Source organism: Cohnella rhizoplanae, assembly GCF_948329515.1.
Lineage (GTDB): Bacteria > Bacillota > Bacilli > Paenibacillales > Paenibacillaceae > Cohnella > Cohnella rhizoplanae.
Genome location: NZ_CAOJCN010000044.1, coordinates 1 through 15420, shown reverse-complemented (window position 1 = coordinate 15420; position 15420 = coordinate 1). Strand labels below are relative to the sequence as shown.

General features: G+C 44.8%; 13 protein-coding genes and 3 pseudogenes. All 16 read right to left on the bottom strand.

Features of this window, described 5'->3' with window-relative positions; all coding sequences use genetic code 11:
• Window positions 1-1101, bottom strand: a 1101-nt coding sequence (locus tag PQG80_RS28395; protein ID WP_271755218.1) for a TniQ family protein, incomplete at its 3' end; no start/stop codon positions are given.
• A 30-nt stretch (window positions 1102-1131) separates the two neighbouring features.
• Entirely contained in the window at window positions 1132-2109 is a 978-nt protein-coding gene (locus PQG80_RS28390) for an ATP-binding protein (RefSeq protein WP_271755217.1), read from the bottom strand.
• A 19-nt stretch (window positions 2110-2128) separates the two neighbouring features.
• On the bottom strand, window positions 2129-4087 hold the full coding sequence (locus PQG80_RS28385; protein ID WP_271755216.1) for a TnsB C-terminal domain-containing protein: 1959 nt from the start codon (window positions 4085-4087) through the stop codon (window positions 2129-2131).
• On the bottom strand, window positions 4065-4706 hold the full coding sequence (locus tag PQG80_RS28380; RefSeq protein WP_271755215.1) for a hypothetical protein: 642 nt from the start codon (window positions 4704-4706) through the stop codon (window positions 4065-4067). Before PQG80_RS28380 ends, PQG80_RS28385 begins: the two co-directional genes overlap by 23 nt.
• A 116-nt stretch (window positions 4707-4822) precedes the next feature.
• Window positions 4823-5167 (bottom strand): SDR family NAD(P)-dependent oxidoreductase, encoded by a 345-nt coding sequence (locus PQG80_RS28945; protein WP_432432817.1) that lies wholly within the window; start codon window positions 5165-5167, stop codon window positions 4823-4825.
• A 175-nt stretch (window positions 5168-5342) separates the two neighbouring features.
• Window positions 5343-6167: an oxidoreductase gene (locus tag PQG80_RS28375; protein WP_271755214.1), complete on the bottom strand. Its 825-nt coding sequence runs from the start codon at window positions 6165-6167 to the stop codon at window positions 5343-5345.
• Window positions 6168-6465: 298 nt separating this feature from the next.
• Window positions 6466-7896: an aldehyde dehydrogenase family protein gene (locus tag PQG80_RS28370; protein ID WP_271755213.1), complete on the bottom strand. Its 1431-nt coding sequence runs from the start codon at window positions 7894-7896 to the stop codon at window positions 6466-6468.
• Between the two features lie 19 nt (window positions 7897-7915).
• Complete coding sequence (locus tag PQG80_RS28365; RefSeq protein ID WP_271755211.1) at window positions 7916-9160, bottom strand: MFS transporter; 1245 nt, start codon at window positions 9158-9160, stop codon at window positions 7916-7918.
• Window positions 9127-9384 (bottom strand): Rossmann-fold NAD(P)-binding domain-containing protein, encoded by a 258-nt coding sequence (locus PQG80_RS28360; RefSeq protein WP_271755209.1) that lies wholly within the window; start codon window positions 9382-9384, stop codon window positions 9127-9129. Before PQG80_RS28360 ends, PQG80_RS28365 begins: the two co-directional genes overlap by 34 nt.
• A gap of 51 nt (window positions 9385-9435) precedes the next feature.
• Window positions 9436-9597: pseudogene (locus tag PQG80_RS28940) on the bottom strand (hypothetical protein); the annotation flags it as partial.
• A 263-nt stretch (window positions 9598-9860) separates the two neighbouring features.
• Complete coding sequence (locus PQG80_RS28355; RefSeq protein ID WP_271755207.1) at window positions 9861-10424, bottom strand: TetR/AcrR family transcriptional regulator; 564 nt, start codon at window positions 10422-10424, stop codon at window positions 9861-9863.
• Window positions 10425-10536: 112 nt separating this feature from the next.
• Window positions 10537-11964 (bottom strand): aldehyde dehydrogenase, encoded by a 1428-nt coding sequence (locus PQG80_RS28350; protein WP_271755206.1) that lies wholly within the window; start codon window positions 11962-11964, stop codon window positions 10537-10539.
• 614 nt (window positions 11965-12578) lie between these two features.
• Window positions 12579-12908: an antibiotic biosynthesis monooxygenase family protein gene (locus PQG80_RS28345; RefSeq protein ID WP_271755204.1), complete on the bottom strand. Its 330-nt coding sequence runs from the start codon at window positions 12906-12908 to the stop codon at window positions 12579-12581.
• 180 nt (window positions 12909-13088) lie between these two features.
• Window positions 13089-13652 carry a TetR/AcrR family transcriptional regulator gene (locus tag PQG80_RS28340; protein ID WP_271755202.1) on the bottom strand — a complete coding sequence of 188 codons (564 nt, stop codon included), beginning with the start codon at window positions 13650-13652 and terminating at the stop codon, window positions 13089-13091.
• 198 nt (window positions 13653-13850) lie between these two features.
• Window positions 13851-14067, bottom strand: a pseudogene (locus PQG80_RS28335) (IS256 family transposase); the annotation flags it as partial.
• A gap of 551 nt (window positions 14068-14618) precedes the next feature.
• Window positions 14619-15420 (bottom strand): annotated as a pseudogene (locus PQG80_RS28325) (hypothetical protein); the annotation flags it as partial.

Here is a 15420-nt window from a genome sequence, read left to right as displayed (position 1 = left end):
AGCATAAGCATATGGACAAATAGGTGTTAAATCTGAATCTACAAATTTAGAAACTGAAACGTATCGCATTATACAAGAAGAATGATCCCGAAGAATTGATTTTTTTAAATACCTCCCCACTGCATTAATAATGTCATGTTTTGTATGTACCAGTTCTTTTATTATTTGTTTGCGTGAACTGTCAAATGCGCTAACCCCCGTTAATGTATGGGTCATTGGTTCCCAACTTGTTTTATGTTTTTCATGTATTGTGTTTTGATTTTCTAGATTGAGGATATTTGTAGAACTATTTATGTATCTGAACTCAATATCATCGCTTTCAAAGGATGAGTCTTCTTTGACATTGTTAAGTAAGAGAGGCATGAGATGAGGGTACATTTTCTTATCTGTAAAAGGGTAAATAAAGAAATAACTTAGTTGACTTTGCTCTTCTTCGTTTAATAACAACCAATCAATTAGGTTGTTATCTGTTAAATCGGAAGTTGTATATTTTCCCCATTGCATTGAAAGTGGATATTTGGTTGCGACTTTTTTAAAGCAATAACCACACTTGCAAGTGTACGGAGATTCAAAATGTGTATCAGACAATATGTATGGGAATTGTTGATTACAATCAGGACATTCATCATTTAATGCAACTTGATGAAAAGGGCAAGTATGAATAAATTCAAACTGATGTAAAAGACTATGATACCCGTCTTTTAGGCATTCACTACAATAAGTGAATAAGTTTCTAAAATAGTTTGGCCATAATTCTTTGAGGCTAAAAGTGTAACGCTTTCCTCCTTTTAAAAAGCCGGCTAAATTGTACAATATATCATTATTATATTGCTTAACGTTAAACCCTAACGTATCAAAAAGTCTTTTTTCATCCATCGATACTAAATGATATAAGTTATGATTTGCCTCTCCAATAATTGTTTTTTGGGCGTTAATTTTGGATGTACCAAATAATTCGAAGATATCTTTTTTATTCGCGTTATTTAAATACTTTATTTTCTCAAACACTGACCACGGCGATTCAAAATCACTAATCCATTGATTGTTCCAAGTGAGCGATCCATTAGCCTTTGCAAGATAATGCTGTATCATGGGTAGCATTCACGATACTCCCCTTTATTCCTTCATTTTTTATAAAAGATCATTATAGAGTTCATTCTGGATATAACCAGACTTCTTCAATGCGTCTAACCAATGTACAGAAGTGATAGACGGAACATTTTTACCGTTTACCCCAAACTTTTTAAACACATATTCAATACTCAAAGTTAAATATTGCATTGGTATCTCTAAAGGTTTAGTTATTCCTTTTTCTTTTCTTTCGTTCTCAACCGTTAAAAATAGATCATCCGTGCATTGCTCTAATCTAAAGCCTAGCTCATATGCATCGGGAAAGTAGTATCTTGTAAAAGTCCAACCGCTGTTTTCTGGATACTCAGACATAGAGTCATAACCCATCAAACACGTTTTTAGGTCGTCTCTTGTTTTTATGCCAGAAAATTTATATTCATGAACCATAAACCTTCCGACAATTTGACTTTGTTTGCCGTGAATAAAACTTGTTCTTACGCTTTTCAACTCATCTTGCCCAACTAGAATGACTGTCATGCTTATACCACATTCTTTTAGGAAGTTATAAATATCCATTAACACATTGTATTGAACTGGGACTAGTCTTTGAGCATCATCAATAAATAAAATAATCCGGTTGCTTCCTGATCCTTCGGCTTTCTCTTGAAGAAATTTATTAAGGCGATCGCTTTTCATCGTCTTTCTTCCCGAGAATGGAATTCCATGGCCCAACTGTGTTAGAAGCTCTTCATAATAAGTGTTCTCATTAATCCTAGTATGTTGTTCACATCGAAGTTTAAAGATCGGTAAATCTGTGCCGAAATCAAACGGCAGTTCTCTTTCAAGATATTTTATTGCCCAGGTCTTTCCAAGCCTAGGACGTCCATGTGCAATGCCTCCTGGAGCGCGGTTCTCAATCCATTGTTTAATATTGTTGTACATTCTAATGACTTCTTGGGTTCCAATGAAATAACTTCCGGTTTCTATAGGATGGGTTTTTGGAGGAATATTTGGGCGTTGTGAATTTTCTGAACTCAATTACAAAGCTCCTTCCGAATTAGAGATTATAAGTGCGAAATGGTCTATTATTCTCTTCGTCTAATGTAATACTATTCCAATTAGGATGGTTTTCTTGATATGTTGTTGTTTCAACGCTCTCTATAATCATTTCTTCTCGTTCTTTTTCCGCAGCTTGAATTTCTCTTTGGAATTGAGCAAGTTTGTTCCTTTCACTTTTGTTAGTTTTAGCTTTTTGAGTTATATACTCGTGGTACACTTCAAATGGATTTTGGTATTGGTTAAAGAAGATTTTTCTATTTTTCTTTAGTTTATTAATTGCTTTTCTGGTACGAAGGGAGTGTGGTACAATTCCCCAAATACCGTATGCCATTAGGTAACCCAATTCGCTTCCATCGGAAAAAGAGGCTCTAATAATCCGAATATCATCGGTATTTACAAGTAAGGTTAGTTCTTGTCCAATAAGGTTAGCGCTATTAGATAAAACGTCGTTTCGATAAGGTACCCCTTCAAAATAAATAAATGGACGTTTACCTTGAGTTATATCCCCATTTACCATTCGCTTAGTCTGAAGAGAGAAAAACACAGCTTCTCTTCGTTTCTCTGGTTCAAGTAACCGAGGCTCCATCCCCCTCTCAATTCTTTGTTTCATCACTTGTAGTGGAGTAAGGTTTCTCACTCCGCTATTCGGAATCCCATTGTAATCGGAGATTAGAACATGCGTTAGTTCTTCAAGGTCATTAATTGAGATATTATACTTCTTTGCCTGATGTTCAGGATTATTACGAATCGGATCTGAGGGGTTACTTCCAGTAGTACTCATTAATTTATGGTATCCCATTACTTCAAGCGATCTAAATAGTCTTTCAATAATGCCTCTAACTTCTGGGGTGCTTACAGGTCCAGGGTTTACAGTACATCCCACCACTTGATAAAGACGATCTTTTACTTGATTGGCTAGATTTGGCTTCCCGTTATCAATTGAGAACTCATTCCAAAGAGCCCATGCAACTTGAGGAATTTCCGCAGATGGAAGCCCGCCATCCGGGTGATACGTTAGGCCTGGGATTGTTAATTTTAATTGTTCATACGGTATTATCGAATTTCGAATACAATGAAGAACATCATCTAGATTGTATTCTTTGTTTAAGCAAAGATGATGACCAAGTATGGCACGAGTAGCAACATCTACTATCACAAGCAACCAGATTCGCTCTATTACTTCGGTTACAATATCCCCTTCCGGAGTGGTAAAACTGATAGTAAACATAGCGTCGATTTTGTGGCCGTCAAATTGAACTCTTTGATATGGCCTATTCAAAAGCAAATCATCATCAGTTTTGTTACCTTTCCATCTAGCACTCTTGGCAGATTCTTCTCCGTACAACTTGGCCGCTTCTGAAAAATGCTCTTGTTCGATCTCTTTAAAATAACGATATAAGCTTCGAAATGCCTTATCCTCTGTGTTGAATGGGTACTCTTCAAGACCAATTCCTTCTAGTTTACATTGATTTAAGAAAATCCGATGGATGTCATTGCCGGATAGCTTTGGACGTTTAACATTCGATTCTCTTCTCCGAAGATAAGCTGCTTTGATGATCTTATCAATATCCGGATGATTTCTAAGTAATTGCTTAAAGGCTCCATTTAAACCGAAAGACTCTTGATGGTTGGATTTTGTTTTGCTTTTCCTTTTGTAATTAGTAATTCTTTTCCTTGGAATTAATGCACGAAAACCCCAAATTATACTTGTATCCGGATCATATGTAAGGCATCGTCGAACAAAATCACGGATCTCTTTGGCATCTATACCTGTTTGCTCTTTAATCTCTTGGAGACTTGATTTATCGTGCATGTATAGACGAACTGCTAACTCTCTATTTTTATACACTTTTGAATCCTCTTCACTTAATTTCAAGATGTTAACCATAGGCCAATTATTAATGTCTAGAAATGTTGGATCCAAATTAACAATATCAACGATACGCTTTCTCGACATTTAACGTCACCTCTGTAAATGATGACAACAACTTATCGCTCAAATCTACTTTAAGAATTTCGTGCAGTATCATTGAATAAATTAAATTCCTTATGCTTGCTATCGACTTGGAATGAGATAACTCATTTTCTATTTGGCGAATTGATAAAGGCGTTGTTTTAAGTAAATTTACTATGGAGTAAAAGGTATCGTTTTTTAAATCACTGAATGGTATGCAAAAAGGAACGAGGCTTTTTTTATTCGCTAGTAAGATGGGACTCTCTTTTAAATCCTCGTCTGTAACAATTCGATGATTCTTATTGTGCTCAGTACACCAAATTAGTTGAGCATTCATTTCTCTAATTCTTTTTGGATTCGCACGTTTATCATTTGAGTCAATCTCGTGGCTAGATGAAACAAAAATAAACTCTTCTGAATCCCTCTTTCTAATCCACATATCAAATGTTGTTTCCGTAACTTCCCCTGCAACAGAAACAACCACCTGAAGTGGTCTTTCACAATAGTCCTCGATACTAAAATCTGTTTCGATTAACGCCCAATGATCATATTGAAGAGTATTGTAAAGCCGGACCTCCCTTTTTAGCCTTTTACTATAAACAAAAAATCTATTTCGACCCATTTCATTACTAATCTCTCGTATTGGTGAGTATATAAGCAATCCCCCACGTTTTTTGTTGATCTATGGTAGATAAGATCTTCTATGCTCGATTCAATTTATCCTTCGATGAAAAAACACTAATTGTATCGAAATGAGTCGAACGAATACAATGGTACTATTATGTCATTTTCCAAACATAAGGGGAGAATAGTGTCAATGAAATTTGACACTATTCTCCCCTTGAAATAAGAAAGAACCCTTATAAAATAAGGATTACTTAAGAGGGGACTATTGTGTCGATATACAATACGAATATTTTGGTCGGCATAATCATGAGCCGCCGTCTTGGTGAGTCCGATTACCCCGTGCTTGCTTGCCGTATAGGAAGCGCGCTGAGGAAGCGCCTTAGAGGAAAATACGGAGGCCACGTTTACGATCGCGCCGCCTCCAGCGTTTAGAATAGCCGGTATTTCATACTTCATACTGACATAGTTCTATGCATCCAGAGGGGGCGCGATTCTTCGCCCGACCGCGATATTTATTCCCCGTTTGGCTATAATTCGACTGCGGTAGCAGCTTCGATGCCGGTTCCTGCTCCCGTTATCAACGCCGTTTTACGACCTGCTTGTCCTTCCAATTCGATCCACTCTCCCCTATTTAGAAGTCCGTCGACACGCTCAATTGTTCCCATCGTTTCGTTTCATCAAGTTTAGCCTGATCCACTATATTCGCAATTTTCACCGCGTCGCTACCCATTAGCAACCGAAGAGGAGGATTTTCGACATTTGCGACGGTTACGATCGCTTTTGCACCTTTTACGGGGTCCCCAGGTTGTTTGCCGCTCGAATCACGGGTGCGTTGAAGCATCAGGCCAACGGTGGATTTATAATTTTCGCCCGGTTCAACATGTTGCATAGAAGCACCGGCCCAATCCGTACGGAATCCACCCGGTTCAACGATAGTCACTTTTATTCCAAGGGGTGCGACTTCTTTGGACAGCACTTCGGAAAATCCTTCTACTGCCCATTTAGCCGTTTGATAAGCCCCGAGGCCTGGAGCTCCCGTCCGACCGCCCACGGAAGATATTTGAATGATGTGCCCGGATCCTTGTTTGATCATATAAGGAAGAACGGCTTTGGAAACGTTGATGACGCCCCACATATTGGTTTCGATCTGCGCTCTGAAATCTTCATCTGAAGTTTCTTCGATCGCGGAAATATTACCGTACCCCGCATTATTCACAATCACGTCAAACTTTCCAAATACGTCGATCGCGGTTGAGATTGCCTTCTTTACTTCTTCCGGCTTGGTTACGTCCATCGATACAGGATGAACTTGAGATCCGTACCGTACAACGAGATCTTGAAGTTGGTCGGCTTTGCGTGCCGTAGCGATTAATTTATCGCCGCTAGCCAGTACCTCTTCCGCCAATTGACGACCTAAACCTCGAGAGCTGCCGGTAATGAGCCAAACTTTAGACATATCTAATCACTTCTCCCTTAAGATGAGATATTTTAGTTTATCCTGCTGAAAAACTTTCAAAAGTATCTTTACTCAAAGTTATTGTGGCTTAATAAATGAAATCAATTAAAACTAACCACAGCACATTAGAATGCGCTCGTTTTCGAACGAACGGCAAGTAAAGGACGGTTATCGCAATTAGAGTGACCGGCTATAGCCGAAAACAATTCTCGAGCGGAACTTGTGTGCAGTATTCCCTCAATTGCACTTGCGAACAAGTTCTTGACTTAGAACTTGGTTTTCAAAAAGCAGCCGCGAGTTACATCGGCAAATCGTAGCCGGTGATCGTCTTCGTCTCCAAGCAGTCTTCCAGCCCGTGCACGCCGTATTCGCGGCCGATGCCGGAATGCTTGTAGCCGCCGAACGGAGCTTTCATCTCGAAGCCGGCGCCGTTGATGAGCACCGAACCGGCTTGAATCCGGGTAGCCAGCTCGTTCGCTTTCTCCAGGTTGCTCGAGTTGATATACGCGCCAAGGCCATAGTCCGTGTTATTCGCCATTTCGATGGCTTCTTCTTCGGTTTTGAACGTCAGGATCGAGAGTACCGGTCCGAAAATTTCTTCCTTCGCGATCGTCATGTCTTCCGTAACGTTGGCGAATACGGTCGGTTTTACGAAGTTACCTTGCTCCAGTCCCGCTGGGTGGCCTGCGCCGCCGACCACGAGCTCTGCGCCTTCTTGAAGGCCGACGTTAATATAGTGCTGAACTTGATTGTATTGCTTCTCCGACACGATCGGACCGAGATTCGTATCGGCTTCGGTCGGCAAGCCGACTTTCATCGATTCCACCGTCGCGCGTGCCAACTGTTTTACTTCTTCCAAGCGATGTTCGGGAACGAACAATCTCGTGCCGGCAACGCAAGCTTGGCCGTTGTTCGAGAAGCACGATTTGACGGCGGCCGGAATCGCTTTGGAGAAATCCGCGTCGTCGAGCACGATATAAGGCGATTTTCCGCCCAACTCCAAAGTCACGCGTTTCATCGTGTCTACCGTCGCTCTGCGGATTTCTTTGCCGACCCGAGTCGAGCCGGTGAAGTTGACCATCGCGACGTCCTTATTGCGAGTCAATTCCGCCCCGACCGTTGCGCCAAGACCGTTAACGACATTAATGATGCCGGCAGGAATACCGGCCGCATCGAAGCATTCGGTCAACAGCTGGGTTTGCAAGCCGCTCATTTCGCTCGGTTTAATGACGACCGTGCAGCCCGAGGCGATAGCGGCGCCAAGCTTCGCCGTAATTTGCGAATAGCTCGCGTTCCATGGAGTGATGATCCCCATGACGCCGACAGGCTCGGAGACGACTTTGGCTTTGCCGATATAATGAACGAATTCGAATTCCTCGAGCGCTTCTTTGCTGATCATCAAGTTCATCGCGGCCAGTTGCACGCGAGGAACGGAGAGCATTCTGGGAGCGCCGTATTCGAGAATGTTGGCTTCCGCCAGTTCGTCGGTTCTCGCCAAGATGGCATCGTTCAGACGTTGCAGCATATCCGCTCTTTCTTGCACGGTCGTTCTGGAGAAAGCGGGGAATGCAGCTTTGGCAGCCGCGATCGCAAGCTTAGCATCTTCCTCGTTGCCGAGCGCCAATGTCGCGAATACTTCCCTCGTCGAAGGATTCACCAATTCTTGGCGCTCCGTGCCGCGCGGGGTTACGAATTCGCCGTTAATATATATTTTGTCAATGTGTCTCATTAGGAAGCACCGCCTGTTATTAGTTATTTGTTGCGGATGGAAACGTTGCGCGCATCTTGTTGCGGGAAAAAAGCAGGAATCCGACGGCAACCGCGGCCAAACCGACGGCTACGGCCGTGAACACGTCGCGGGTCGAATCCGAACGAAGCAGCGCTTCGACTCCTTTAACGAACAACGGGCTCAGGAATTGACAAGTATATACGCACGCGAGCAGCAAGGAAATGCCCGTCGTAACGATTATCGTCGGAACGACTTCCGACGTTTTAATGAAGGATAACGGGAAGAGCACCCCTTCGGTCAAACCGATCATAAACACCGCCAAGGCGACCGTCCATACCGCGTGGGCCGAAGAAAGGAGCAGGAAACCTCCGCCCATCAAAATTAAAACGAGCGGAACGAGCGTTTTTTTGTATGCTTTGGTTACTCTCGTTACGGAAAGTCCGCCGATAAAAACGCCGACTAACGAAAAGGCAATCAAGTACCCCGCCGACGATACGCTGCCGATTCCATTATTCGCGATGAACAGCGAAAGATTCGTTGGAATCAACGCGAACATCATCGTATGCAAGCCGCCCGCGATCGCGACCGCGATGAAAAACTTCGGCAGCTTGGCGGAAGACTTCGCCGATTGACCGGTTTGAAGCGGTGGAAATTTAGGAAGAAACGCGATTACCAAGATCAGCAGCACGATAGCGTAGAAATACGTCATGAAGACGTCTCTCCACCCCAGCGATGCGATGAAACCGCCGATCGAAAGGAAAATGGCGCCGCCGATACCGTTAATCGACGTTTGAATGCCGTTCATCCGCGACCGCGCTTCTCCCTGGAAGTTTTCCGCGATCAACGAATTGAAGGTCGGCGAGATTAAGCCGATGCTAAGGCCCAAGATCGCCCTGCAAACCAAGATTAAATCGAACGAATGCATAAAAGCCGGGCCGACGCCTCCGATCAAATACAGGACCAGACCCGTGATCAGAATCGATTTACGATTGAATCTTCTGCCCAGAGTTCCAGATAAAAATAAAGTCGGCAATATGAATAAAGAAGATATTGTAACGACCCATTGTACCAATAGAGCGTCCGTATTCGGGAACGCCACGGCCAGCGGTTTAAGCGCCGGTGCGGCCATCATCGTTCCGAAGGTAGTCGTAACGACCAACGACAATAATGCGATTCTTGCGCTTGCTTTCAATGACGAAACCTTCTTTCGCCTTAGGGATTGTTTTGAAATCAGAAATCGGTCGAGCGTCTGATCGCTTCCCAACGTTTCGTTTCTTCCAGCTTTCCGTTGTCCATCGCGTTCGCGAGCTCGACGGCTTCGCTTCCGAGCAGCAAGCGAAGCGGCGGGTTATCTTCGTTCACGATCGTGATGATCGCTTGCGCGGCTTTAGCCGGATCGCCCTTCTCTTTACCGGTATTTTCGCGCAACTGCTTCATCATGTAGCCGACCGTATTATGATACTCTTCGCGCGGCTCGACTTGTTGCATCGAGGAGCCTGCCCAGTCGGTACGGAATCCGCCCGGCTCAACCAAAGTCACTTTGATTCCCAGCGGCCCGACTTCTTTGGCCAGTACTTCGGAGAAGCCTTCGACCGCCCATTTCGCGGCTTGGTAAGGCGCAAGGCCGGCGCTCCGATACGGCCTCCGATGGAGGAGAACTGAACGATGTGGCCGTGTCCCTGTTCTCTCAGCAAAGGCAATGCGTGCATATTCATGACCTCCTTTGTGCTGATATTCGGAATGTTTGTTCCATAGATAGTATAGCTCTTCACCATCTCATAAGTCAACAAAAAATGGAATGTATATTCCAAACAATCCGGTAAGAATTATACTTCACGCGATTCTCTCATGCATTTATGAGGAGTTTGATCGTTTATTACATTGCAAGCGTCAAATTAATCTTTTCAATCAAGTGCGATAGGTGGAAATTATATTCCGCAAAGTATTTGGGATATCATGGCAATTCAAACAAGCAACGCTTTCCAGGACGACTCCAGGACTTGCTGCGTTTGGCTCTCGTTTAACGGATATTTCCGCACGTAATAGCCTTTCAGAATCGAAGACACAATGCCGTGAATGAATTGATGGCACAGATGGGTATCCATTTCTTTGAATAGGCCTTGCTTTTGGCCTTCGACGATCAGGGAAAGCACGACTTCGACCGAATTCCGGGAATCGTCCATGTTGCGGAGCTCGGGTGATATATACGGCGAGAAGGAAAAGCTGTCGATAAACAGAAATTCCTTCGGATAATGAATGCCGAAGCGCAGCCTGTTCAACTGAAGGCATTTAAACCGCTCGTAAAGGCTTGCCGTCGGATCGTAACCTTGTAGCATATATTCCCCCATTAGCATTCGCGCTTCCTTATAGACGGCGTTGACCAATTCTTCTTTGTTCGAAAAATAATTATAAATCGTGCCTGATCCGACGTCCGCTTTCTTGAATATTTTCGAGAAGGTCACCGACTGCAGCCCTTCCTCGTGAATCAAGTCGAGCGTGGCATCCATAATATCCTGTCTCTTGCCCATTCTCTCCACCTCTCCTTAAAATGAATGCCCTTAATCGGTCCTGCCGGAACGACTAAGGGCAAATGGGTTTGCTGAGCGGCCGGGATTTACGCCATTCGCCCGTATCCTTTAATTAGATGTTGATCGCCTTATACTCGACGAACGCGCCTAAGCCGATGACGCCGAATTCGCGGCCGATGCCGCTCGCTTTATAGCCTCCGAACGGACCTTCGTATGACGCAGTCGCGCCGTTGACGACGAAGTTACCCGTACGGATTTGACGAGCGATTTCCACACCGTGTTCCTTCGTGCCCGACCAGACGCCACCGCCAAGGCCGTAAGGTGAATCGTTCGCGATACGCACGGCATCGGCTTCGTCTTCGTAAGGAATAACGACGAGCACAGGACCGAAGATTTCTTCTTGCGCAATGCGCATGCTGTTGTCGACGTCCGCGAAGATGGTCGGTTTGACGTAGAAGCCTCCTTCCAAGCCCGCGGGAACTTCCGTTCCGCCGGTAACGAGACGCGCACCTTCTTTAATTCCCAGTTCGATATAGGATTGAACGCGTTTTTGTTGATCTTCCCGTACCATTGGACCGATGAAGGTCGCAGGGTCCGCGGGATTGCCCACGACGAGGCTTTCGGTCATCGTTTTGATCAAGGCGACTGCTTCTTCATAACGTTTTTTGGAGACAAGCACGCGGGTATGCGCGACGCAGCTTTCTCCGTTGTTCACGAAAGACGTATATTTCAAGCCTTGAACGGCGGATTCGAGATCCGCGTCGTCGAGAATGATCGTCGCTGATTTGCCTCCGAGCTCCAAGCTTACACGCTTGAGCTGCTCGCCCGCGATCGAAGCGATGCGGCGACCGGCTCCGGTCGAACCCGTAAACGCGATTTTGTCGACGCCTGGATGGGAGACGAGATATTCGCTCGTTTCGCGGCCGGCCGGCACGATGCTTACGACGCCTTCGGGAAATCCGGCTTCGGCGAAGATTTCGCCCAGCAAGAGCGCGTTAATGGACGTTTCCGGCGATGCTTTAAGGATGACCGTATTGCCGGCAAGCAATGCAGGAATCAGTTTGGCAAGAGCGGATTGGTGCGGCGCGTTCCAAGGAATGATCGCGGCGACGACGCCGACAGCTTCGCGGCGAATCATCGGGCCTTTGCCGTCGTTCAGCGTTTCTTCCCAAGCGTACGATTTCGCGGCGCGAAGATAAGCGTTCGTTTGCTCGGACAGAGAGTGCTGCAGTCCGTTCGTGAACCAGCTAGGCGTACCGTTCTCAGAAGTGATTAGAGCCGCGATTTCGTCCGCGCGTGCGGCATGCAATTCATTGAAGCGAGCGACGAGATCTTGGCGTTCGCCCGGCGTCATTTTCGGCCAAGGACCGTTATCGAACGCTTTTCTGGCCGCGGCAACGGCCAAATCGATATCGGCCGGAGAAGCTTGAGCTGCTTTGCCTACAACGGATTGGTCATGCGGGGAACGGATTTCGATGACTTCTTGGTTGATTGGCGCTTTCCATTGACCGCCGATAAAGAATTTGTCGTATATTTTCATTTTTGTTTCTCCTTTAGGATCGTATAATTTTTGACTCCATGGCTTGGCGACGGGGTGACGAGTCTTTCGGTAATTCGTCTTCGCTGTATACCGTTCGCCTCCTCTGTACCGCATTAATATGGAATGTTTGTTCCACGATACCTAGTATACCTCTCTGTCGGATGTTAGTCAAGAAATTATGGAATGAATGTTCCATTTAATTTTATAAACAGTGAACATCGGCCGTTCAACATAATACTTAAACACGTTCAAATTTGAGAGTCCAACATTATATCTGAACATAAATTCCAATAAGTAAGGTTTCGAACATTAAGGTTTATCTTTTGCATTCCCGATCGTCTTTTAGTTGCAAGAAAGACCGATTCGCTATGGAATCGGTCTTTCTTGCAACTAAAGACGTATGCGGCTTACAGAAGCATGCCGCCCGATGCCTCGATTCTTTGCGTGATGACCCAGCCCATCTCCGGAGAGCAAAGTGCGGCGACGACGCCTCCGATATCGTCGGCTTCCCCTGCTCTGCCGAGCGCCGTAACAAGTCGCGTTTTTTTCCTGCAAAGCTCCGTTAAAGTACTCGCCGGAGTGCTCATATCGCGGGAACATGTTTCACTTCATCATTATTCTTTCGTATATTCAAATGTTTTTACGACCTCATACATACCCGATTCAAAAGTAGCGATTGTCAGGGCTTCTTTAAAGAAAGGCAGCGGCTTCGGATCATCGCGCATTGCATCATAATGCTCCTTGCTTCTCCATTGCGCGTACATCGTAACTTTCGTTCCATCCGTGCTTTTGTGTAGCGCGCAAGAAATGAATCCAGGGGCATATTTAACCGATACTTCAGTCGCCTGGGTCAGCAGTTCGACGACACGCTGTTGGTTTTCTGGCTCAACTTTGAACACGTTAATAAACGTCAGTATAGGTTCGTTCGCATTAATTTGTGTCATAATGTCTCCTCCTCGTTATGCAAGTAATTATAAGTTATCCCCTTTATGCTCAAGATATGCAAAGTCATGAAGACGCCTCTCTTCCCTTGGAATGAAACATAAATGACCCACAAGATAGGACACTTTTTTCAAAGTACCCTTCTTGTGGGTCAAAGTTTAAATACGTTTTCCGAGCTCTTTTTATACGAGTATTGCTTTCCAGGATGCCTCGATTATTTGTTGAATTTGTACTTCGTTTAAAGGATATTTATTTACATAATACCCTTTCAAAATCGATGAAATGATGCCATGGATGAGCTGATGGCACAGATGCGAATCCATTTCTTTAATGATCCCTTGCCTCTGACCTTCGACAATCAAGTCCCTCACGATTTCACTTGAATTGTGACCATCATCTTTATTTCGCAACTCCGGCGATATATATGGCGAAAAAGAGTAACTGTCGATAAATAAAAACATCTTCGGAAAATGTATGCCGAACCGCAACCGATTTGATTGCAGGCACTTGAATCTTTCGTACATACTAGCGTTCACATCGTAATCATGTAGCAGGTATTCCCCCATTTTTTCACGCGACTCTTTATAAACTTCATTTACCAATTCTTCTTTATTCGCGAAATAGTTATAGATCGTGCCCGACCCTACATTCGCTTGCTTGAATATTTTGGCGAAAGTGACCGACTGTAAGCCCTCTTCGTGAATTAGATCGAGCGTAGCCATCATAATATCATTTCTTTTGCTCATTTCCCCACCTCATAGTCTAATTGTAAACACAATTCCTCAATTTCGTACAGTGGCGATTCACGGATAAAGAACACGCTATCATTATCGGCCAAGAAGACAGCCAAGTATGCAGGTATCGTATGTTGCCGTCGGGAATGACATCAAGTTTATGAGTGTTGTTCTCCCCGCTTGAAACTCGCCCAAAATCCTTATTGGATTTTGATCTTCGATACCAGTTACGTTGGACTGATTCTTCTTCACGACGAGTGGCTCAAACTCGCCCAGCCGGTCTCGCGGCACGGATGGACGTCATCTTGTTCTGTACGTCATGCTTCTCGTAACCCAGATACGTGTCCATTTCCGCTTCCAGCATTTCCTGCAATGTCTCGGCAAACAGATCCTTTAAAGCATTCTGAGCGTCCTGAGCCGTCACCAGCTAATTCTCCTTGATGAGTGCTCGAAGCTGCTCTTTTGACCAAAGTCACATGTGTGCTCCCAACCTCTCCATAAACCCCAGTTAATAATCCCGATATACATTGACACTCTATATAAATAATCATGGCACATATGAGTTTCGAGTCAAAGTTCGACAATACAATTTACATTGTATTTTATACATATGTATGTAAAGTGGATTTTCGATTTTCAATATAGCTCGATTTTCGTTTAGTTTTTTATAAGTTCCAAGGAACGCCGTTACAAGATCGAGGCGAAGAATAGCGAGCTCAAACACCGGCATGATTAGCCACATCCTCCGGTCTATTAAGAATGGAATTACAAGGGGGTAGTGGTGATCTTCGCCGTGAATTTGAAACGAATTTTAAAACTGACAGACTAAAAGTGTGAAGAGAATGAAACATAGAAAATGCGACTTTCAATCCAACTAACGGATTGAAGCCGCCTTTTCTATTGTCATTGTTTCCTATTCATTAAAAAGCTTAAGTTCTTCAGCAGCCTCGCCAACGCCGAACAGTTCTTCTTAATGTTTTATGGGGTGAATGTTATAATGTTTAAATCACGATTAATTGCAGTAACGGAAGTTACGTTGCTAGATGCTGTAACAATAACCCTAACCGTATATGTTGAGGTAGTAGTAGCGGGAGCTACATCCACCTGAGTACTAGATAATGGAAATCTTTGAGTACCAGCACCTGTCTGGTTTCTATCAAATATCCTTGTATCAATTAATGTTGAATCTCTATACAATCGTATTTCAAAACGAAGTGACCAGTTTGCGGTTGTAATCGCTTCTATAGCTAACGCATAATCAATTTTAAGCCGCTGGTTAGCCAAAACACTTTGAGTAACCCCGACAACTATTACTTCATTGTTTAAAGGCGGAAAAACATTAATTGCCCCGACATTTTCAGCAAATGCCAAAGTTGGTGAAGTAGCAGTAGGGCCCGTAGGCCCGGTGGCCCCTATGGCTCCGGTTGCTCCGGTTGCTCCGGTTGCTCCTGTTGCCCCTGTTGCCCCTGTTGCTCCCGTTGCCCCTGTCGCTCCTGCTTCTCCCGTTGCCCCTGTTGCTCCCGTTGCCCCTGCCGCTCCCGTGGCTCCGGTTGCACCTGTTGCACCGGTCGTTCCTGTCGCTCCTGTCGCCCCTGTCGCCCCTGTCGCTCCTGTCGCCCCTGTCGCCCCTGTCGCTCCTGTTGCTCCTGTTGCTCCTGTTGCTCCTGTTGCTCCTGTTGCTCCTGTTGCTCCTGTTGCTCCCGTTGCTCCTGTTGCCCCTGTTGCTCCCGTTGCTCCTGTTTCTCCCGTTGCACCTGTTGCACCAGGTTCTCCGGTCGCT

Coding starts and splice junctions, on each gene's coding strand:
- PQG80_RS28385 (WP_271755216.1), bottom strand. CDS start 4,087: ATGTCGAGAAAGCGTATCGTTGATATTGTTAATTTGGATCCAACATTT.
- PQG80_RS28380 (WP_271755215.1), bottom strand. CDS start 4,706: ATGGGTCGAAATAGATTTTTTGTTTATAGTAAAAGGCTAAAAAGGGAG.
- PQG80_RS28945 (WP_432432817.1), bottom strand. CDS start 5,167: ATGAAGTATGAAATACCGGCTATTCTAAACGCTGGAGGCGGCGCGATC.
- PQG80_RS28375 (WP_271755214.1), bottom strand. CDS start 6,167: ATGTCTAAAGTTTGGCTCATTACCGGCAGCTCTCGAGGTTTAGGTCGT.
- PQG80_RS28370 (WP_271755213.1), bottom strand. CDS start 7,896: ATGAGACACATTGACAAAATATATATTAACGGCGAATTCGTAACCCCG.
- PQG80_RS28360 (WP_271755209.1), bottom strand. CDS start 9,384: ATGCAACAAGTCGAGCCGCGCGAAGAGTATCATAATACGGTCGGCTAC.
- PQG80_RS28355 (WP_271755207.1), bottom strand. CDS start 10,424: ATGGGCAAGAGACAGGATATTATGGATGCCACGCTCGACTTGATTCAC.
- PQG80_RS28350 (WP_271755206.1), bottom strand. CDS start 11,964: ATGAAAATATACGACAAATTCTTTATCGGCGGTCAATGGAAAGCGCCA.
- PQG80_RS28345 (WP_271755204.1), bottom strand. CDS start 12,908: ATGACACAAATTAATGCGAACGAACCTATACTGACGTTTATTAACGTG.
- PQG80_RS28340 (WP_271755202.1), bottom strand. CDS start 13,652: ATGAGCAAAAGAAATGATATTATGATGGCTACGCTCGATCTAATTCAC.